We start from the raw sequence: 18,550 nt of genomic DNA on the forward strand, positions 1-18,550 counted from the left end.
CTCGCCCGGGCCGGCCTCGGTGCGCAGGTTCTTGCCCAGGCGACGCGTGTTGCGCGAGATCAGTTCGTTGGCAGAGTCAAGGATGTTGCCGAAGGAGCGGTAGTTGCGCTCCAGCTTGATCACCTGCTCGACATGGAACTCGCGCTCGAAGGCCGTCATGTTGCCCACCTGCGCACCGCGGAAGGCGTAGATGCTCTGGTCGTCGTCGCCCACCGCAAACACCGCCGCACCGTGGGGGCCGGGCGGGCCAAACATCTTCAGCCACGCGTACTGCAGCTTGTTGGTGTCTTGAAACTCGTCCACCAGGATGTGGCGAAAGCGACGCTGGTAATGCTCGCGCAGCGCCTGGTTGTCGCGCATCAGCTCGTAGGTGCGCAGCATCAGCTCGGCGAAGTCGACCACGCCCTCGCGTTGGCACTGCTCTTCATAGGCCTGGTAGACCTGCACCATCACGCGCGATTGTTCGTCGCGCACGTCCACGTCTTTCGGGCGCAGGCCATCGTCCTTGCTGCCGGCGATGAACCAGGTCACCTGCTTGGGCACATAACGTTCTTCATCGAGGTTCATCGACTTGATGACCCGCTTGACGGCCGAGAGCTGGTCGCTGGAGTCGAGGATCTGAAAGCCCTGCGGCAGGTTGGCCAGCTTCCAGTGCGCCCGCAAGAAACGGTTGCACAGGCCGTGGAAGGTGCCGACCCACATGCCACGCACCGGAATGGGCAGCATCGCGCCCAGGCGGGTGAGCATTTCTTTCGCCGCCTTGTTGGTGAAGGTGACCGCCATCACACCGCCGGGCGTGAGCTGGCCGTTCTGGATCAGCCAGGCGATGCGCGTGGTGAGCACGCGCGTTTTGCCCGACCCTGCACCCGCAAGAATGAGCGCCGGTTTGGCCGGCAGCGTGACCGCCGCCAGTTGCTCCGGGTTCAGGTTGTGCAGCAGGCGGTCAGCGGGGGCGGCGCCTTGGGGTTCATCGGCGCGCTCGGGGGAAAAGAGATCCATCGGCGCATTCTAGGGAGGCCCTCCGTCAACCCTTCTTGTCACCCCGCCTCGTTACCCCAAGCGCAACATGCGGCCGCGAATGCGCGACAGCGCCACCGGCGTGATGCCGAGGTAGAGCGCCAGGTCTTTCTGCGGCACGCGGCCCAGCAGCTCGGGCGATTCGTGCATGAACAACCGATAGCGCGCCTCGGGGCTCAGGGTCAGCAGCTCACGCTCGCGCTTTTCCTTGCGCGCGCCGTAATGTTCGATGCCCACACGCAAGGCCTTCTGCCAGGCCAGGTGTTTGTCGCCCAGCGCGATGATCTGCGGGTAGCTGAGCTGGTCGACCACCACCGGCTCCATGGCCAAGGCCGAGAAGGTGGTGCGGCCAGCCGCCCCCAGCCCGGCCAGGCTCGCAAAGAACCCGCCTTCGGCGATGAATGACTTGATGCGCTCGCTGCCGTCTTCACGCAAGTACACGAGCTTGACCAGGCCGCTGCGCACCACGCTCAACCAGGGCCAGGGCACATCGCTCGCAAACAGCGTGTCGCCTGCGGCCAGCCGGCGGGTCTTGATGTGGGTGGCAAAGTGCTCCCACTCCGGCACGGGGCCGCCGGCGAGCTGCTCGACAAAAGCGCGTGACACCTGGTCGTCCATCCACGAACGGTAGCGCAAGGTCGAATTAACTCCGGATAACGACAAACCCTGTGCGGCTGCGTACCGTGCCTGGCATGGAACTGCAACTCAACCAACAAATCGTCGTGCTGTCGACCGAACAGCACACCCACCCCTTGCTGTGGTGGCTGCGCGAAGAGCGTGGCCTCACCGGCACACGCTTCGGCTGCGGCCAGGGTGTGTGCGGCGCCTGCACCGTGCACCTCGACGGCCAGGCCGTGCGGGCGTGCATCACCCCTTGCAATGCGGCTGTAGGCCACCGTGTCACCACCATCGAAGGCCTTGCGCCCTCGGCCGAGGCCCTGCACCCGGTGCAACAGGCCTGGCTGGAACTCGCGGTGGCGCAGTGCGGCTACTGCCAGAGCGGCCAGATGATGGGTGCGGCGGCGCTGCTGGCCCAGCACCCGCAGCCCAGCGATGCCCAGATCGACGAGGTAATGGCAGGCCACCTGTGCCGCTGCGGCAGCTACGAGCGCATCCGCGCCGCCATCCACCGCGCGGCGCAGATCGCGGCGGGGAGCGCCCGATGACCGGCGCGCTGTCTCGACGGTCGTTGCTGATCGGCGGCGGCAGCATCGCCGTGGCGTTCGGCCTGGGGGCGTGTTCGTTGATCCCGCCCATCCCAAAACGGCCCGCACCGACGCTGGACGATGCGATGGGCTGGATCCAGCTCACCCCGGATGGCCGCTTCGTGCTGTGGAGCCCGCGCGCCGAGATGGGCCAGAACGTGTTGGGCGGCCTGCGCCGCATCGCCGCGCGGGAGCTCGGCCTGGCCGACGAAGCCATCGAGGTGCGGGTGGCCGGCACCGCCGACATCCAACGTGTCAAACCCACCGTCGGCAGCGATTCGATCCGTGAGTTGCAACTGCCACTGGCCACAGCCTGCGCCCGCTTGCGAGACGAGATGCGCTCTCGTGGGATCACGCCGCCGGCCCTGCGTGCCGTCACCGCCTTGCGCCAGCCGGCCGGGGCGGCACCGGCTCACATCGCCCCACCCCAGCACCATGCCTTGGTGACCGGCGCGCCGGTCTTCGCTGCTGATGTTCGCCTGCCCGGCATGTTGCACGCCAGTGTGCTGCGCCCGAAGTGGCGCCGCGAGCTGGGCCCGCGCCTGCTCGGCTGGAACCAGGCGGCCGTGAGCGCCGTGCCCGGCTTCGTCGCACAACTTGTGTTGCCCGAAGTTGACGGCCCGGTGCTGGTGGCACGCCACCCATCCGCCCTGCTGGCCATGCGCGCCGCCGCGGCGCCCCGCTGGCAGCCGCCGGCCGACACGCCCGACGCGAACGCGCTGGTCGACATCGACACCGCTCTCGCGCGCGGGCGCTTCACGCAAGACAGCGGCGACGTGCAAGACGGCCCATGGACGGTCGACCTGCGGCTCGACGTGCCGATGGCCGCCCACGCCGCCATCGAGCCGCGCTGCGCCGTGGCGCGCTTCAGCGCCGAGGGGCTCGAGCTCTGGTGCGCCACGCAAGACCCGTTTTTCATCCGCGACGTGATGGCACGTGACCACGGCTTTGCGCTCGAGAAGATCGTGGTGCACAACCACCACATCGGTGGTGCGTTCGGCGGGCGCACCATCGCCAACGTGGAGCGCGAGGTCGCCTTCATCGCCCGGGCAATCAAGGCAACCTTGAAGTTGCAGTGGTCACGCGAAGACGAATTCCTGGGCGGCTTTCACCGCCCGCCCTCGTCACACCGCATCAAGCTGCGTGTGGGGGCCGATGGCCGCATCAGCGACTGGTGGCATGCCCTCTCCAGCTCGCACATCATCTTCACCTCGGCCGCCATGCCAGCGTGGATGCAGAGCTTCACCAACTTCGTCGGCGACCCCGGCACCGCTCGCGGCCAGCAGCCGCCTTATGCCTTTGCGCGCCAGCGGCGCTCCTTGCAGCTGACCCGGCTGCCCTTGGCGACAGGCCCTTGGCGTGGGTTGGGTGCAGGGCCCAATGTGCTGGCCATTGAAGCCGCGATGGATGCCGCCGCCCGAGCCAGTCAGCAAGACCCGGTGGCCTTTCGTCTGCAACACCTGGCAGGCGCACCCCGGCTGGCCAACGTGTTGAAGCGGGCCGCCGCGCTGGCCGCCGCCACACCTGCACGCGTGGCAGCGGCCGGCGAGCGCATCGGCCGCGGCGTGGCCTGCGGTGTCTACAAAGAGCAAAGCGTGGCCGCCGCCGTGGCGGAGGTGGTCGTCACCGCCGATCGCATCCGCGTCACCCGCCTGTGGTGCAGCCACGATTGCGGCGCGATGGTTGACGCTCGCAGCGTGCGCGCGCAGGTTGAAGGCAACCTGGTGTGGTGCCTGGGCCTGGTGCTGAGTGATGAGTTGACGGCGCCTGCAGCCACGCCCGAACAAACCAGCTTTGCGCAGTACAGCCTGCCCCGCATCAGCGACATGCCGGAGTTCCACATCGACCTCGTGCCCAGCACCGAAGCCCCCACCGGCGCGGGCGAAACCGCGATCGTGGCGGGCGCAGGGGCCATCTACAACGCACTGGCGGCGGCCACCGGCGTGCGGCCACCACGGCTTCCCGTCCAGCCTGAAGCTTTGCGTCAGCGCGCGTAGAGCCGCAGGAACAGTGCCACCGCCTCTTTCGCACGCGCATTGACACGCCGCGCCGTGGGCGCCGGCATGCGCCCGAGCAGGCGCTCGATCTGCCAGTCGCGCAGCGCGAGGGCAATTAGCACCTCGGCCTCGGTGGTGCTCGCTTGCGTCAGCAGGCCGGCCGTGCGGGCGTGCGCCAGGTACTGCACCAGCAAGGCGAGCATCGCGTCGCGCCCGTTGCTGCGCAGCGACTCGCCCATCTCGCCTTTTTCAGACAAGTGCACCGCGCCGCGGTTGATCGCCACCGAACGGTCGGAGCCCAGCAGCGTAAGAAGCGCCACGCAAAAACGCTCCAGCGTGAGCTGCAACGCAGGCGTGTCCACCGGCTGCGCCAGGCCCTGCTGCAGCACCCTGCCCATCTCGCCCGCATTGCCCTGGATCAGCTCGGCCAGCAGCGCCGACTTGTTGCCGAACCAGGCGTAAAGCGTCTCCTTCGACATGCCCATCGCCTGCGCCAACGCCAGCATCGAAAAGCCGGCCAGCCCCCCTTCAACGATGAGCTGATTGGCGGTGTCCAACACCTGCTGGCGGCGTTCGGGGCTTTGGCGCATGAAGGTAAAGCTTTGCAAACCGGGTGAGGTGACTCTAGCCGAAAACCGTACCCACCAGTACGATTCGCTCAATCCGTACCAATGAGTACGGTTCTTTCAACCCCAGGGAGCCTTTCACCATGCCGTTCGACCAGACCGCCTACCGCGTCAGCACCGTTCTTGCCACCTTGTTGCTGGGCCTGATGGCCGGCTTCTTCTTCGCCTTCTGGGTCGACGTGGCGCCCGCCATGACCCACCTCGACGCCAACAGCTACATCAGCACCCAGCAGTGGATCAACAAGGTGGTGCGCAGCATCCCCTTCGGCTTCACCTACTTCGGCTCGACCTTCTTCGCTCTGGTGCCCGCGCTGTTTGCCGCCGCCAACCGCCGCTGGGTGCTGGCCGGCACCTGGGCGGTGCTCGCTGTCGTTTACTTTGGGGGCGTGTTCTGGTTCACACGCAACATCAACATCCCGATCAACGACCAGATGGCGCTGTGGAACCCGCTCGCCCCGCCCGCCGACTGGGCCGCGCTGCGCGACACCTGGAACGTGGCCAACGCCCAGCGCACGCTGGTGGCCGTGCTCTGCTTCGGCGTGGCGCTGGTGATCACCGCACTGCCGGGGCGGGCGATTGAGCGTGCCTCGGCCGCGAAGCAAACAGCTGCGTAGAATTCCTCACCGAGCCGCCAAGTCAAGCGCTCGCAGCCATTGGGCCGCGCACTGCACCAACGCGCCGCTTCTTGTTGTGTGACCCATCAAAGGAGCGTTTGACCATGGAAATCTTCGACTACGACAACGTCTTGCTGCTGCCACGCAAATGCCGCGTTGAAAGTCGCTCTGAATGTGACGCCTCGACGCCCTTCGGCTCACGCAGCTTCAAGCTGCCGGTGGTGCCCGCCAACATGAAGACGGTGATCGACGAGCCCATCAGCGAATGGCTCGCGGCCAACGGCTACTTCTACGTGATGCACCGCTTCGACCTCGACAACGTGGCCTATGCCAAACGCATGCGCGACAAGGGCCTGTATGTGTCGATCAGCTCGGGCGTGAAGCCCGACGACTTCAAGGTCATCGACCAGTTGTCAGCCGAAGGCGTGGGCGCCGACTACATCACCATCGACATCGCCCACGGCCACGCCGAAAGCGTGCGCAAGACCATCGAGCACATCAAGGCGCGGCTGCCGAACACCTTTGTGATCGCCGGCAACGTGGCCACGCCCGAGGCGGTGATTGACCTCGAGAACTGGGGGGCGGACGCCACCAAGGTGGGCGTGGGCCCGGGCAAGGTGTGCATCACCAAACTCAAGACAGGCTTTGGCACTGGTGGCTGGCAACTGAGCGCGCTCAAATGGTGTGCGCGTGTGGCCACCAAGCCCATCATTGCCGACGGCGGCATCCGTGACCACGGCGACATCGCCAAGAGCGTGCGCTTCGGCGCCGCGATGGTGATGATCGGCTCACTCTTCGCCGGGCACGAAGAATCACCCGGCAAGACGGTCGAGGTCGATGGCAAGCTCTTCAAGGAGTACTACGGCTCGGCCAGCGACTTCAACAAGGGCGAGTACAAGCATGTGGAAGGCAAGCGCATCCTGGAGCCCATCAAGGGCAAGCTCGCCGACACGCTGCGCGAGATGCGCGAAGACGTGCAAAGCTCGATCAGCTACTCAGGCGGCACGCGACTGGCCGACATCCGCAAGGTCAACTACGTGATCCTGGGCGGCGACAACGCGGGCGAGCACCTGCTGATGTGACGGGGGCGCGGTGTAAGGTTGAGAGACACGGCTTGACCACGGAGCACCCCACATGTCGTCACCCTCACCCAATTTCGAACACGCCGGCGCAACCGAGCTGGCCCATTTGCTCGCTGAACGGCGGGTCGGCGCGCTGGAACTTTGCGACGCCACCATCGCGCGCATCGAACAACGCGACGCCGAGATCAACGCGGTTGTCGTGCGCGACTTCGATCGCGCACGCGACGCAGCCCGGGCGGCCGACGCTGCACTGAGTCGCGGTGATCGCGCTCCGCTGCTGGGCGTGCCGATGACGGTGAAGGAATCCTTCGACGTGGCCGGTCTGCCCACCACCTGGGGCTTTGCCGAATTCGCCGACTACCGGCCGGACACCGATGCGCTGGCCGTGACACGTCTCAAGGAGGCCGGTGCGGTGATCCTCGGCAAGACCAATGTGCCGGTGGCGCTTGGCGACTGGCAGACGGTGCACCCGCTCTACGGCCGCACGAACAACCCGCTGGACCTGACGCGCTCGCCCGGCGGGTCGTCGGGCGGGTCGGCGGCGGCTCTCGCCTCTTTCATGGTGCCCCTGGAGCTGGGCTCCGACATTGGCGGCTCGGTGCGTGTGCCGGCGCACTTCTGCGGCCTCTTCGGCCACAAGCCGAGCTTCGGCCTGCTGCCCGCTCGTGGCCACCAGCCTCCGCGCGCGAATGGGGCGGGCTCGGGCCTCGCGGTGATCGGACCGCTGGCTCGCAACATCGACGACCTGACGCTCGCGTTCAACCTGTTGGCCGTGGCCGACCCAACCGACCGCGGGCTGCGTTTCGAGCCGCCGCCGCCACGCGCCACCTCACCGCGCGGTGCACGCCTGCTGTTCGTCGACACCCACCCGCGTTGCGCGACCGACACCGACACGCGCAACACCCTCGCGGCATTGGCAGCCGACCTGGAGCGTGCTGGCGCGACCGTCGCACGCAGCAGCCCGCTGCTGCCCGACCTGGACGCTGCGCACAAGCTGTACGTTCCGATGCTGCTCACCGAGATCAACCGCACAACGCCAGAGCGTCAACCGGCCCTCAGCGCCAACCAATGGCTCGCCTTGCTCGACACACGCCAGCGCCTGCGCAACCAGTGGGCCGCGCTGTTCCGCGAGTTCGATGCCGTCATCACACCGGTATTCGGCACACCGGCCTTCGTGCAGTTCGGCGACGAGCCCTGGCCCGCTCGGCAGCTGCCGGTGGACGGCACCCTCACGCCGTATGGTGCTCAGTTGGCCTGGCCAGGTATCGCGAGCGTGGCGGGGCTGCCGGCCACCGTGGCACCTGCCGGCCGGTCGAAGGAAGGCTTGCCCATCGGCGTGCAGATCATCGGCCCCTGGCAGGAGGACCGTACTGCGCTCGCGCTGGCGGGGATGGTGGGTCGGCTGCGCCAATAGCCACCGGCGAGCTGGGCCGAGCTTTCCCGCTGTTTCCTCGACGACGCCCGGAGCTGCGGCGTCAGAGAGCCACGGGCCCCTGGATCTGCGCCTTGCCCGCCTCGCGCGCCTGCTGCTGGCGCACGCGGTCGATGTACTGCTCGCTGCGGGTGAGCTGCTCGGCCATGATGGCGTTGTTCTGGCCCATCACGTCGATCGCCTTGGCGCGGAAGGTGTCCATCGCGTCCATGGCCTTGAAGGTCTGGTCGAACATCTCCTTGATCTTGTCGATGCCGTTCATCGGGTTGCTCGCAAACTGCGCGGTGGCGTCAACGTGGGCGTTGAGCTGCTTGCCGGTTTCGGTGATCAGGTTGCCGATGGTGGCGTTGACCCCTTGCAGCATCTCCATCACCTGGATCTGGTTGCCGGTGGCGCGTGCCACGGTCTGCGCCACGGCGAGCGCGCTCATGCCGGTGGTGGCCACGCGGCTGCAGCCGTTCATCATCTCGCGGCCGGTTTTCTTGAGCACGTCGAGCGCGAGGTAGCCGTTCACGCACACGGCCTGCTGGGTCAGGATGTCGGCCAGGTTTTGCCGGGCGTAGAACAGCACCTCTTGCTGCAAGGCGGTGGCGCGCTGCGGGTCGGTGGCTTGCAGCGCGTTCACACGCTCGGCGAGCTTGGCGTCGAGCGTGGTGGCGAAGTGGGCGGCGGCGGCGAGCTGCTGCATGGCCTCCCACAGTTTGGTGCGCGTGGCTTCGATGTCGACGATGTCTTTTTGCACATCGTCGCGTGCCTCGTAGAGCTGGCTCATCGACTTCTGCAGCTGCGAGCCCGCGCTCTCGAACTTGCGGAAGTAGGCCTTGAGCTTGTTGCCGAACGGGATGATGCCGAGGATCTTGTTGGGCGCCAGCAGGTCGCCCTCGTTGCCCGGGTTCAGCTTGTCGAGGTGGCCGCGAATTTCACCAATCGCCTTGTAGGCCGCGGTTTCTTCGGCGCCGATAAAGTTGCGCTGCAAGAAGCGGCCTTGCATCAAGCCAGCAGCGTTGGAGATCTCTTCGCGGCCGAGTGCAAAGGCGCTGTCGAGCTTGTTCTTGAACGCGGTGCTGTGCACGTCTTCGGTCATCAGCGCGTCGATGAAGCGGGTCACTTGGTCGTCGACCGCGCTGGCGGTGGCGGGCTTCAGCGGGACGGCGGTCCGCGTGGCTTCGACCGGCACCGGGGTGATGACCTCCGGCGGCGTGAGCTGGAAGTTGGGCGTCATCGGGGTGGCGACGGTGGGGGTGTCGTCAAAGTTTGGCATCGGGGGCCTCCGCAGAAGTGTTGAGTTCAGGTGCATCGATCAAGGGGCGCTGACCAAACTTGTCGTGCAAAAACCGTGAGTGCACAAGGAAGGCGTGTGCGTCCTGCCCGGCCAGGTCGTCGGCCAGTTGTTTGACCTTGCCTTCGAGCTCGACCAGCGTGTCGCGAAAGATCTCTTGCGCCGTCTTGCCATCGTGCAACACCCGCGTGCTGGCGTACTGGGCGGGGATGGAAAGGTAGGCCTTGAGCGCATCGGGCAAGTACGAGATGGCGATGTGCCGGGCGTGAAAACCTTCTTGCAACGACAGCGCACCCTTGCTGCGCTCCCATTGCGCCAACAGGCTCTCCAGCGCCTTGCACAACTCCAGCGCCTTGGCCTGCAAGCTGGCGGGCAGGCGGTTCTCGGGGTTGTATTCGACCAGGCCGCGCACACCGCTGAGGGCGCGGTTCATGGCCTCGCGGGCGTCGCCTTCATCGGTGAATTCGAGTGCGTCTTCCCACATCGGGCCGGCGAGTTTGGGGAACCCGAGCCACAGGCCGCCTGCGATGAAGCCGGCTGCGTAGCCGAACGCCGCGAGCGGCAGGCCAGCAAAGCCGATGAGGTTCAGCGCCTTCAGGATCAACACGGCGGTGGCGAGGCCGAGGCCACACCAGTTTGCGGGGCTGAGCAGAATGCGTAGCAGTTTATCGATCATGCTGTTCTGGTGGCGCACCACTGGCCGTTCGGGCTGAGCCTTGTGCCTCTTGTCGCAGCGTTTCTGCACTGCGTGAGGCCGCGCCGGGTGTTCGGGCCGGCGGCCGACCCACTTTCTTGTATCGACAAGAAAGTGGGCAAAGAAGCGACCCCAGCCTCCTCGTCCGAAGGGGGAGACAACACCAGCCGGCCTCGCTGCGCTCGGCTCGATGAGCTGGCTTCGCCTCGCCGATGCGAAGCGAGGCGTGGATGGAATGCCCGCGCAGCGGGCGACGTATTGCTCTTGGGTCCCCCTGGTGAGTCGTCGAGCAGCGCAGGGCTTTGCAGCAGCGCGCGTGAGCGCGCCTCCACATCTGACTTCGCGCGGTTGTTTGAGCGCAGCGCCTGCAAGGCGCGTAGCGAGTTCTGCGCGAGCTGCAAAGACCGAGCAGCGCAGAGCAGTCGGCCCTAGGCCGACCGACGAGCAGGGTGCCCTTCTCTTTGGTGACTTTCTCTTGGGCAAGCAAGAGAAAGTTACTGCCCTGTCGGGGGCATCCCGACGCGGTCTCACCCAGTGGGAAGAAACAACAACGCGAAGCGGCCAGAACCCTCATTGATATGCCCGAATGTCCTTGAACACCGAATACAACGGCGTCTTGCGCGCATCAAACACCTTGCCGCCCGTCGTCTGCACCAGCGACTTCAGATCTGCCTCCTTGGCCTCACCAAACAAGACCATGAACACCGGAATCCCGCGCACGTCTTCAGGCAGCGCCGCATAAGCCTGCTGAAACTGCTGCAAGCTGCGCCCCTTGGTGTTTTCGCCATCGGTGAACGCCACCACCGAATACTGGTAGTTCGGGTTCTTCGCCTTCTGCTCCAGCATGTGCCGCAACGCGGCCAGCACGCTGTCATACAACGCAGTCCCCCCCGTCATGCGCAAACCATCGGCATAAGCGCGCACGTCAGACAACATCGCCTGCTTGGCCGCCGAGTCTTCCTTGACCTGGACCCCACGCGCCTGCGGGCGACCCGCGGGCAGCTCGAAGTAGGTCATGCGCCAGGGTTGGTCAGAGAACGGCAGCATCCACACCCGCTCGCGGTCGGTGAGCTTGGCCAAGCGGCCGGTCAGCGAGCTGTCGGCCCCCGCCACGTAGTGCAAGGCCTGGATCAGCTGCGCACGCCGGCCATTGCCCTCCATGCTGCCGCTGGTATCGAGCACAAAAGTGCTGGCGATCGGGCGACGAAATTCGTTCAGATAAGCGTCGATCAGGCCATCGGCCAACTGCCGGTCAGGCGAAAACGGCAGCTCAACGCGCATGCCCTCTTTGGGGAACAAATCACCCACCTTGGCCATCACCTCGCCGTTGATCGGCCGGCGCAGCGTCTGGCGGGCCAGCCACTGCTGCGCGTCAGCGCTCTTCAGGTAGGCCACGACCTTTTGATAGTCAGCGCGGCGCTCATCCTTCAGCAGCATGAAGGGGTAGTCGGCCGTGGCCACACCTTCGTGCGGGTACACCAGCACCAGCTTCTCGCGCAGCTTGCCGCCGTTGTTGAGCGAAAGCAGCCAGCTTTCGTAGTTGATGAAGCTGTTGACCTGGCCGGGTTGCGAGCCTTGTTGTTCGATGAACTTTTCGGCCAGGTAGGTGGAGTTGTCGCCGACCAGCTTGTAGCCCTTCAGGAAGCCGGCGATGGCGCCTCGGTCCACGTCAGCAGCAGTCAAGGCGTCGGACTTGTTGTTGGCCGCCGCCACCACGCCCATCAGCGCCATGAAGCCCTGGTTCGAGGTGGCGGGGTTGGACAGCGCGTAGACCAGCTTGCCTTGCGAGGCGGCCAGGGTGATCTCTTTCCAGCTCACCTTGGCGGCCACCGCCGGGTCGTCCCAACCCAGGCGTTTGGCCGTGGTCAGGCTCACGCCCACGGTGATGGGCGACAGCATGATCTTGTCTTGCAGCTTGACGCGGCTCTGGCCGGTGGGGTCGCTCAGCAAGTACTTGGCGTTGGCAAACCAGGCGGCGTGGGCGGGTGTGGTTCCGCTGGCCACCGCCTCGGTGCTCTCCATGGTGCCGCCGAAGGTGAAACGCAGTTTCACGCCGGTGGCCTTTTCGACCATGGCCTCCAGGGGTTGTGCGTCTTTCAGGTCGCTGGTGGCAAGCACCGAGAACACCGGCGTGTCGGCTGCCGGTGGCGCATCGGCTTCTTTCTTGCCGCACGCAGCCAGCGAAACGACCAGAAAAGCGGCCAACGAAACGGCCACTCCACGCAAAACGAGCTTCATTGCGCCATCTCCTTGGTCACCACCTCGATCATCTCGGCCATCAGGTCGAACGACGGCGGGTCGATCACCTGGGTGATGCGCTCTTCCACCGCCAGGCCGGTGGGTTTGACGGCCTGCATGAAGACGCTGGTGTCAGCCACCCGGAAGCCATAAGACACTGCAATGCGCTGCAGCTCGGCGTTGCGCGCGAGCAGGTCGGCCAGGGCCTTGGCACGCTCGCTCGCGGCAATGAACACCACCTTGTTGACGATGGTCGGCTGCGGGTACAGCAGCACCATGTCGGCACCGACGCCCTTCTTCTCTAGCGCGTAGTGGACCAACTGGTTTTCGTAGATGAAGGCCATCGGCGTCTTGCCGATGCCGATGGCCACGTAGTCGTCGAAGTTGCCGTTGACATAGTTCTCTTGGTAACCCTGGCGCTTGAACAGCTCGGCCAGCTTGGTGGCCAGGGGCACGGCCGTGGCGCGGTCGGTCACCACGTCGCCATGCACGGCGTAGCTGGTGAGCGCCAGGTACATGGCGGCCGAGTTGCTGCGCCGCACGTCGGTGGTGGAAACCAGCACGCTGCGGCCCACGTCGTAGGCCTTGGCGTCTTTCAGGTCTTTCCAGCGCTTCTTGGCCAGCATGGTGGCGGTGAGCTGCGCCATGTCGACGCCATAGATGCGCTCGCCCAGCGGCTTGGCCATGCCGTTGGCAACCAGGATGTTGGCGATCGGCGCCCAGCTCGCAATCACCATCGGTGTGTGGAAGGGCGACGACTGCGCCACGGCGATGCCCGCCTTGCGCGCGGCATCACTCACCTGGTTGGCGGCCACCACACCCGAAGGAAACAGAAAATCGGGCATCTGCCCCGGCACCACCTTGGCGGCCATCTCGCGGCTGCCCACGCGGGTCACGGAGACCGGCAGCCGGTTGTCGGCCAGGATCTTGCGGACGCGCTCGTCCTTGAAAAACGGCTCCACGTCGAGCGCGATCACGCCGCTGAGCTCGGTTGTCGGCCCCAGCGCCTGCTCGGCCACCGCCGCCTGCTGCCCACGCAGCGCAAAGAACAGCGCCGCCCCGAACCCGGCCAGCAACGCCAGGGTCAGAAAGACTTTGCCGAGTCTGGACATGTGTACACCCCCTTGTGGCTCGGAAGCATAGCCGGTGACGACAGGCAGAAAAGGGCCGCCGCCTACAATTCCGCCCTTCCCCGTTGACACCCAGCGGCGCCGTTTTCCTGGCCCGACTTGCCCATGACCGAACTCGCCAAATCGTTTGAACCCGCCGCCATCGAAGCCAAGTGGGGCCCGCTGTGGGAAAAGAGCGGCGCTTACGAGCCCACGCTCGACGCGGCCAAGCCCTCGTTCAGCATCCAGCTGCCGCCGCCCAATGTGACGGGCACGCTGCACATGGGCCATGCGTTCAACCAGACCATCATGGACTCGCTCACGCGCTACCACCGCATGAAGGGTGACAACACGCTGTGGGTACCGGGCACCGACCACGCGGGCATCGCCACGCAGATCGTGGTGGAGCGCCAGCTCGAGCAGCAAAAGATCAGCCGCCACGACCTCGGCCGCAAGAACTTCGTCGCCAAGGTGTGGGAGTGGAAGGAACAGTCGGGCTCCACCATCACGCAGCAGATGCGCCGCATGGGCGCGAGCGTCGACTGGAAGCACGAGTACTTCACCATGGACGAAAAGCTGTCCAAGGTGGTGACGCAGACCTTCGTGACGCTCTACGAACAAGGCCTCATCTACCGCGGCAAACGCCTGGTGAGCTGGGACCCGGTGCTGAAGTCGGCCGTGTCTGACCTGGAGGTCGAAAGCGAAGAAGAAGACGGCTTCCTGTGGCACATCCGCTACCCGCTGGCCGATGGCAGCGGCGACGTGGTGGTGGCCACCACCCGCCCCGAGACCATGCTGGGCGACGTGGCGGTGATGGTGCACCCTGACGACGAGCGCTACACCGCGCTCGTCGGCAAGCAGGTCACGCTGCCGCTGTGCGACCGCACGATCCCCGTGATTGCCGACGACTACGTGGACCGTGCCTTCGGCACCGGCGTGGTGAAGGTCACCCCTGCGCACGATGCCAACGACTACGCGGTGGGCCTGCGCCACAAGCTGCCGATGATCGGCGTGCTCGACCTCGACGCCAAGGTGAACGACAACGCGCCTGCCCCATACCGCGGGCTGGATCGTTTTGTCGCGCGCAAGAAGGTGGTGGCCGATCTCGACGCACTCGGCCTGCTGGTCGAAGTGAAGAAGCACAAGTTGCAGGTGCCACGCTGCGCCCGCACCGGCGCGGTGGTCGAGCCCATGCTCACCGACCAGTGGTTCGTGGCCGTCAGCAAGCCGGGGCCCGATGGCAAGTCGATTGCGCAGAAGGCGGTCGACGCCGTGGCCTCGGGCTCAGTGCGGTTCGTGCCCGAGAACTGGGTCAACACCTACGACCAGTGGATGAAGAACATCCAGGACTGGTGCATCTCGCGCCAGCTGTGGTGGGGTCACCAGATCCCGGCGTGGTTCGGTGCCAACGGCGAGCTTTTCGTGGCTCATAACGAAGAAGAAGCCCGCGCCAAGGCCAAGGCCGCGGGCTACGCGGGTGAGCTCAGGCGCGATGAAGACGTGCTCGACACCTGGTACTCGTCGGGCCTGGTGCCGTTCTCGTCGCTCGGCTGGCCCGAGAAGACCAAGGAGCTCGATCTGTTCCTGCCGTCCAGCGTGCTGGTGACTGGCTACGAGATCATCTTCTTCTGGGTGGCGCGCATGATCATGTTGACCACGCACTTCACCGGCAAGGTGCCCTTCAAGACCGTCTACATCCACGGCATGGTGCGCGACAGTGAAGGCAAGAAGATGAGCAAGTCCGAAGGGAACGTGCTCGACCCGGTGGACTTGATCGAAGGTGTGGACCTCGACACGCTGGTGAAGAAGTCCACCATCGGCCTGCGCAAGCCCGAGACCGCGCCCAAGGTCGCCGCGCGCGTGAAGAAAGAGTTCCCCGACGGCATGCCGGCCTACGGCGCCGATGCGCTGCGCTTCACCATGGCCAGCTACGCGAGCCTGGGCCGCAACATCAACTTCGACACCAAGCGTGCCGAGGGCTATCGCAACTTCTGCAACAAGCTCTGGAACGCGACCAAGTTCGTGCTGATGAACTGCGAAGGGCACGACTGCGGGCTGAAGGAGCACAGCAAGGCCGAATGCGCGCCGGGCGGTGCCTTTCACGGCTACATGAGCTTCAGCCCCGCCGATCGTTGGATCACGAGCGAGTTGCAGCGTGTGGAAGCGGCCGTTGCGCAAGGCTTTGCCGACTACCGCATCGACAACGTCGCCAACACGCTCTACCAGTTTGTCTGGGACGAATACTGCGACTGGTACATCGAGATCGCCAAGGTGCAGGTTCAGGGTGGTGACGAATCGCAGCAGCGCGCCACCCGCCGCACGCTGATCCGCGTGCTGGAAACCATGCTGCGCCTGCTGCACCCCATCGCGCCCTTCATCACCGCCGAGCTGTGGGACACGGTGGCGCCGATCGCCGGGCGCAAGTCGACCGACAGCATCGTGACCGCCGCCTACCCGCAGGCCCAGCTGGAGCGCATCGACGCGAATGCCGATGCCTGGGTGGGCAAGCTCAAGGGGCTGGTGAGCGCCTGCCGCACCCTGCGCAGCGAGATGTCTCTGTCACCGGCCGCGCGTGTGCCATTGAACGGCTATGGCGACCCGGCCTTCCTGCGCGAGGCCGCACCGGTGCTCAAGGCGCTGGCCAAGGTCTCGGAAGTGAATGTCTTCGACGACGAGGCCGCCTTCAGCGCTGCGACGAGCCAGTCACCGGTGGTCGTGCAAGGCGAGTCGCGCCTGGCGCTGCATGTGGAGATCGACGTCGCCGCCGAGAAGGAGCGCTTGAACAAGGAGATCACGCGCTTGCAAGGCGAGATTGCCAAAGCCAGCGGCAAGCTGTCGAACGAGTCCTTCGTGGCGCGTGCGCCGGCCGCCGTGGTGGCTCAGGAGCAGCAGCGCATCGCCGAATTCACGGCAGCTCTGGCTAGGCTGCAAGATCAGTCGGCACGCCTGGGTCCGTCGACCTGAACTCGCGGGGTGCTGGCGGCGTGGCTGCCAGCCGCTCGGCGATGCGCCGGGCCACCGCCCACGAGCTGCGCAGCCGTGACTCGCGCGTGGTGCTGGCCACGCGGGGTGTGATCTGCAGGGTGTCCATGCCCTTGAGCGGGCGTCCTTCGTCCAGCGCACCGGGCTCCAGGCTGTCGAGCCAGCAAGCGGCGACGCGCCCGCTGATCAACACATCAGCCAGTGCACGCTCGTTGAACACGCCCGAGTGCGCGACGCTCACGATCACCTGGCTGGGTTTGCAAAACGGCAGGAAGCGTTCGCCCAGCAGGCCGTGGTAACGACTGAAGTAGTTGAGCTGCACGCACACTGCATCGCTTGTTTCAAGCAACTCGCGCAGGCCCAGCGGGGCCACACGCCAACGCTCCCACACGCCGTCGGTGGCGTGCAGGGAGGGGTCGTAGCCCACCACCCGCGAGCCAAACCCGCTCAGCATGTTGACCATGGCTTTGGCAGCGGGCGGCATGCCGATCAGGCCCACGGTGCAGGCGCCCAACTCGCGGCCCACCAACATGCCGTCGGCTCCTTCGACCGGCACTCGGCGCAGCAGCGACAACATGGCGCCGATCATGAACTCGGCCTCGGCTTGCGCGGTCGCGGTGAGGCTGCGCACCACCTCGATGCCGGCGCGCGAGCAGGCGTCGAGGTCGATATTTTCGGCGCCGCCGCTCACCCGCCCCACGGCACGCAGCACCGGCGCGTAGTGCAGCGTCGCCGGGTCGAGCGCGAGCATCGAGGGCAACACCAAGGCACGCACGTTGTAGAGCGATTGCCTGAACTCGCGCAGGTCACGAATCAGCTCGGGGGCATATCGCACCGAATAGCGCTCCGCCAACCATTGTGTGACTTCGGCCTCCAGCGGCTCGATGATCAAAATGTCCATGCCATCCCACTCATGCCCGGTGTACGCGCGTCACAAATCGCATGACACAATGATTTCGAAGCATCCCCTCACTCCTTGGACGATTGTAAGCAAATGTTAGTTACCAAAGCGATCTTTCCTGTAGCAGGCCTCGGTACACGCTTCCTGCCCGCGACAAAAGCCCAACCCAAAGAGATGCTTCCGGTGGTCGACAAACCGCTGATCCAGTACGCCGTCGAAGAAGCTTATGCCGCCGGGGTGCGCGAGATGATCTTCGTGACCGGCCGCCACAAGCGCCCGATCGAAGATCACTTTGACATGACCTTCGAGCTGGAAGTAGCCCTCGAACAGGCGGGCAAGCAGGAACTATTGGACGTTGTGCGCTCGGTCAAACCCGATGACATGGAGTGCATCTACGTACGCCAGCCACAGGCCCTCGGCCTCGGCCACGCCGTTTTGTGCGGTCAGCGCCTGGTGGGCAACCACCCTTTTGCCGTGTTGCTGGCCGACGACCTGATGGTGGGCACCAAGCCCGTGCTGCAGCAGATGACCGAGCAGTTCAACGAATGGCGTGTCTCCATCCTGGCCGTTCAAGAGGTGCCCGCCGAACACACGCGCCGCTATGGCATCGTGGACGGCTCACCGATCAACGACGTGCTGATGGACGTGACCCGCATCGTCGAGAAGCCCGCTCCTGAAGACGCGCCCTCACGCCTGGGTGTGGCCGGGCGCTACATCCTGACGCCCGGTGTGTTTCACGAAATCGCCAACCAGCCTCGCGGGGTGGGCGGCGAAATCCAGCTCACCGACGGCATCGCCGGCCTGCTGCGGCGCGAAAAGGTGTTTGCCTATCGCTACGAAGGCAAGCGCTACGACTGCGGCAGCAAGGAAGGCTTTCTACAGGCCAATGTGGAGCTGGCGCTCAAGCACCCGCAGCTCGGCCCGGGCTTCCGCGACTACCTGAGATCGCTGGAAATCTAGAACTGACAGCCCCTCGTTCGAGGGGAACGTAGGCCGAGGCTCCATGCCCGCCTGCGCGGGCATGGACAGCCGGAGTGCGAGCCGCGGCGCGCGGGGGCCGGCTTGGAGCGGCCCGGCGCTCGGCCCTCCCACGCTTACCATCGCCTCAGGTAGTGCACAAACTCGTCGTTGGCAGCTGACTGCTCCACGAGTTCGTTGCCCGTCTGCCGGGCAAAAGCCTGAAAGTCGCGCATCGACCCTGGGTCGGTCGCCACCACCTTGAGTACCTCCCCGCTGTGCATGTCGGCCAAGGCTTTCTTGGCTTTCAAGATGGGCAGTGGGCAATTGAGGCCGCGGGTGTCGAGTTCTTTCTGGAAGTCCATGGGCTGAGCCTCATTCAGTCGGCCGACGCGGCGGCAGGTCGAGCCACTGCGG

At 65.7% G+C, this 18,550-nt stretch carries 16 protein-coding genes; 7 read left to right on the top strand and 9 right to left on the bottom strand.

What is annotated here, in order from left to right; all coding sequences use genetic code 11:
- Together RMO40_RS10305 and RMO40_RS10310 are read right to left on the bottom strand one after the other, a co-directional pair.
- On the bottom strand, positions 1-999 hold a 999-nt coding region (locus RMO40_RS10305; RefSeq protein ID WP_309720175.1), incomplete at its 3' end, for a UvrD-helicase domain-containing protein.
- Positions 1,000-1,050: 51 nt separating this feature from the next.
- The gene (locus tag RMO40_RS10310) at positions 1,051-1,653 is read right to left on the bottom strand and encodes a cyclic nucleotide-binding domain-containing protein (RefSeq protein ID WP_309720179.1); all 603 of its coding nucleotides are present in this window, start codon (positions 1,651-1,653) and stop codon (positions 1,051-1,053) included.
- Between the two features lie 56 nt (positions 1,654-1,709).
- Here RMO40_RS10310 and RMO40_RS10315 point away from each other — a divergent pair, with 56 nt between their 5' ends.
- Both RMO40_RS10315 and RMO40_RS10320 read left to right on the top strand, forming a co-directional pair.
- A complete protein-coding gene (locus RMO40_RS10315) occupies positions 1,710-2,183 on the top strand; it encodes a 2Fe-2S iron-sulfur cluster-binding protein (RefSeq protein ID WP_309720182.1) in 474 nt (157 codons plus the stop codon).
- Positions 2,180-4,219 carry a molybdopterin cofactor-binding domain-containing protein gene (locus tag RMO40_RS10320; protein ID WP_309720185.1) on the top strand — a complete coding sequence of 680 codons (2,040 nt, stop codon included), beginning with the start codon at positions 2,180-2,182 and terminating at the stop codon, positions 4,217-4,219. The genes RMO40_RS10315 and RMO40_RS10320 overlap by 4 nt, the downstream gene beginning before the upstream one ends.
- Here RMO40_RS10320 and RMO40_RS10325 read toward each other — a convergent pair.
- The gene (locus RMO40_RS10325; protein WP_309720187.1) at positions 4,207-4,809 is read right to left on the bottom strand and encodes a TetR/AcrR family transcriptional regulator C-terminal domain-containing protein; all 603 of its coding nucleotides are present in this window, start codon (positions 4,807-4,809) and stop codon (positions 4,207-4,209) included. The two genes, RMO40_RS10320 and RMO40_RS10325, sit on opposite strands and share 13 nt — an antisense overlap.
- Before the next feature lie 119 nt (positions 4,810-4,928).
- On the opposite strand from RMO40_RS10325, the gene RMO40_RS10330 reads away from it, so the two are divergent.
- The 3 genes from RMO40_RS10330 (at position 4,929) to RMO40_RS10340 (ending at position 7,955) form a co-directional block, all read left to right on the top strand.
- Positions 4,929-5,459 (top strand): anthrone oxygenase family protein, encoded by a 531-nt coding sequence (locus RMO40_RS10330; protein WP_309720190.1) that lies wholly within the window; start codon positions 4,929-4,931, stop codon positions 5,457-5,459.
- 104 nt (positions 5,460-5,563) lie between these two features.
- Positions 5,564-6,541, top strand: coding sequence for a GMP reductase (locus RMO40_RS10335; protein WP_309720193.1), 978 nt, complete (start codon positions 5,564-5,566; stop codon positions 6,539-6,541).
- Positions 6,542-6,593: 52 nt separating this feature from the next.
- Positions 6,594-7,955, top strand: a complete 1,362-nt coding sequence (locus RMO40_RS10340; protein WP_309720196.1) for an amidase family protein — start codon at positions 6,594-6,596, stop codon at positions 7,953-7,955.
- Positions 7,956-8,016: 61 nt separating this feature from the next.
- On the opposite strand, the gene RMO40_RS10345 is transcribed toward RMO40_RS10340, so the two are convergent.
- From RMO40_RS10345 to RMO40_RS10360, 4 genes are all read right to left on the bottom strand, one after another.
- A complete protein-coding gene (locus RMO40_RS10345) occupies positions 8,017-9,234 on the bottom strand; it encodes a toxic anion resistance protein (protein WP_309720199.1) in 1,218 nt (405 codons plus the stop codon).
- Positions 9,221-9,928 (bottom strand): hypothetical protein, encoded by a 708-nt coding sequence (locus RMO40_RS10350; protein ID WP_309720202.1) that lies wholly within the window; start codon positions 9,926-9,928, stop codon positions 9,221-9,223. The genes RMO40_RS10345 and RMO40_RS10350 overlap by 14 nt, the downstream gene beginning before the upstream one ends.
- Positions 9,929-10,516: 588 nt before the next feature.
- Positions 10,517-12,184 (bottom strand): VWA domain-containing protein, encoded by a 1,668-nt coding sequence (locus RMO40_RS10355; protein WP_309720204.1) that lies wholly within the window; start codon positions 12,182-12,184, stop codon positions 10,517-10,519.
- On the bottom strand, positions 12,181-13,296 hold the full coding sequence (locus RMO40_RS10360; protein WP_309720207.1) for a hypothetical protein: 1,116 nt from the start codon (positions 13,294-13,296) through the stop codon (positions 12,181-12,183). Before RMO40_RS10360 ends, RMO40_RS10355 begins: the two co-directional genes overlap by 4 nt.
- 123 nt (positions 13,297-13,419) lie before the next feature.
- Between RMO40_RS10360 and RMO40_RS10365 the strand changes: the two genes are divergently transcribed.
- On the top strand, positions 13,420-16,257 hold the full coding sequence (locus RMO40_RS10365) for a valine--tRNA ligase (RefSeq protein WP_309720210.1): 2,838 nt from the start codon (positions 13,420-13,422) through the stop codon (positions 16,255-16,257).
- Here the strand turns inward: RMO40_RS10365 and RMO40_RS10370 are convergent.
- Positions 16,214-17,176, bottom strand: coding sequence for an NAD(P)-dependent oxidoreductase (locus RMO40_RS10370; protein WP_309720215.1), 963 nt, complete (start codon positions 17,174-17,176; stop codon positions 16,214-16,216). The two genes, RMO40_RS10365 and RMO40_RS10370, sit on opposite strands and share 44 nt — an antisense overlap.
- Before the next feature lie 93 nt (positions 17,177-17,269).
- On the opposite strand from RMO40_RS10370, the gene galU reads away from it, so the two are divergent.
- Positions 17,270-18,136 (top strand): UTP--glucose-1-phosphate uridylyltransferase GalU, encoded by an 867-nt coding sequence (galU, locus tag RMO40_RS10375; RefSeq protein WP_309720218.1) that lies wholly within the window; start codon positions 17,270-17,272, stop codon positions 18,134-18,136.
- 134 nt (positions 18,137-18,270) lie between these two features.
- On the opposite strand, the gene RMO40_RS10380 is transcribed toward galU, so the two are convergent.
- The gene (locus RMO40_RS10380) at positions 18,271-18,498 is read right to left on the bottom strand and encodes a sulfurtransferase TusA family protein (protein WP_309720221.1); all 228 of its coding nucleotides are present in this window, start codon (positions 18,496-18,498) and stop codon (positions 18,271-18,273) included.
- Between the last annotated feature and the right edge of the window lie 52 nt (positions 18,499-18,550).

Origin of the sequence: Rhizobacter sp., from assembly GCF_031412075.1 — a bacterium.
In the GTDB taxonomy this organism is placed as follows: domain Bacteria; phylum Pseudomonadota; class Gammaproteobacteria; order Burkholderiales; family Burkholderiaceae_C; genus Rhizobacter.

Coding starts and splice junctions, on each gene's coding strand:
- RMO40_RS10345 (WP_309720199.1), bottom strand. CDS start 9,234: ATGCCAAACTTTGACGACACCCCCACCGTCGCCACCCCGATGACGCCC.
- RMO40_RS10350 (WP_309720202.1), bottom strand. CDS start 9,928: ATGATCGATAAACTGCTACGCATTCTGCTCAGCCCCGCAAACTGGTGT.
- galU (WP_309720218.1), top strand. CDS start 17,270: ATGTTAGTTACCAAAGCGATCTTTCCTGTAGCAGGCCTCGGTACACGC.
- RMO40_RS10365 (WP_309720210.1), top strand. CDS start 13,420: ATGACCGAACTCGCCAAATCGTTTGAACCCGCCGCCATCGAAGCCAAG.
- RMO40_RS10335 (WP_309720193.1), top strand. CDS start 5,564: ATGGAAATCTTCGACTACGACAACGTCTTGCTGCTGCCACGCAAATGC.
- RMO40_RS10340 (WP_309720196.1), top strand. CDS start 6,594: ATGTCGTCACCCTCACCCAATTTCGAACACGCCGGCGCAACCGAGCTG.
- RMO40_RS10380 (WP_309720221.1), bottom strand. CDS start 18,498: ATGGACTTCCAGAAAGAACTCGACACCCGCGGCCTCAATTGCCCACTG.
- RMO40_RS10360 (WP_309720207.1), bottom strand. CDS start 13,296: ATGTCCAGACTCGGCAAAGTCTTTCTGACCCTGGCGTTGCTGGCCGGG.
- RMO40_RS10315 (WP_309720182.1), top strand. CDS start 1,710: ATGGAACTGCAACTCAACCAACAAATCGTCGTGCTGTCGACCGAACAG.
- RMO40_RS10370 (WP_309720215.1), bottom strand. CDS start 17,176: ATGGACATTTTGATCATCGAGCCGCTGGAGGCCGAAGTCACACAATGG.
- RMO40_RS10325 (WP_309720187.1), bottom strand. CDS start 4,809: ATGCGCCAAAGCCCCGAACGCCGCCAGCAGGTGTTGGACACCGCCAAT.
- RMO40_RS10320 (WP_309720185.1), top strand. CDS start 2,180: ATGACCGGCGCGCTGTCTCGACGGTCGTTGCTGATCGGCGGCGGCAGC.
- RMO40_RS10330 (WP_309720190.1), top strand. CDS start 4,929: ATGCCGTTCGACCAGACCGCCTACCGCGTCAGCACCGTTCTTGCCACC.
- RMO40_RS10355 (WP_309720204.1), bottom strand. CDS start 12,184: ATGAAGCTCGTTTTGCGTGGAGTGGCCGTTTCGTTGGCCGCTTTTCTG.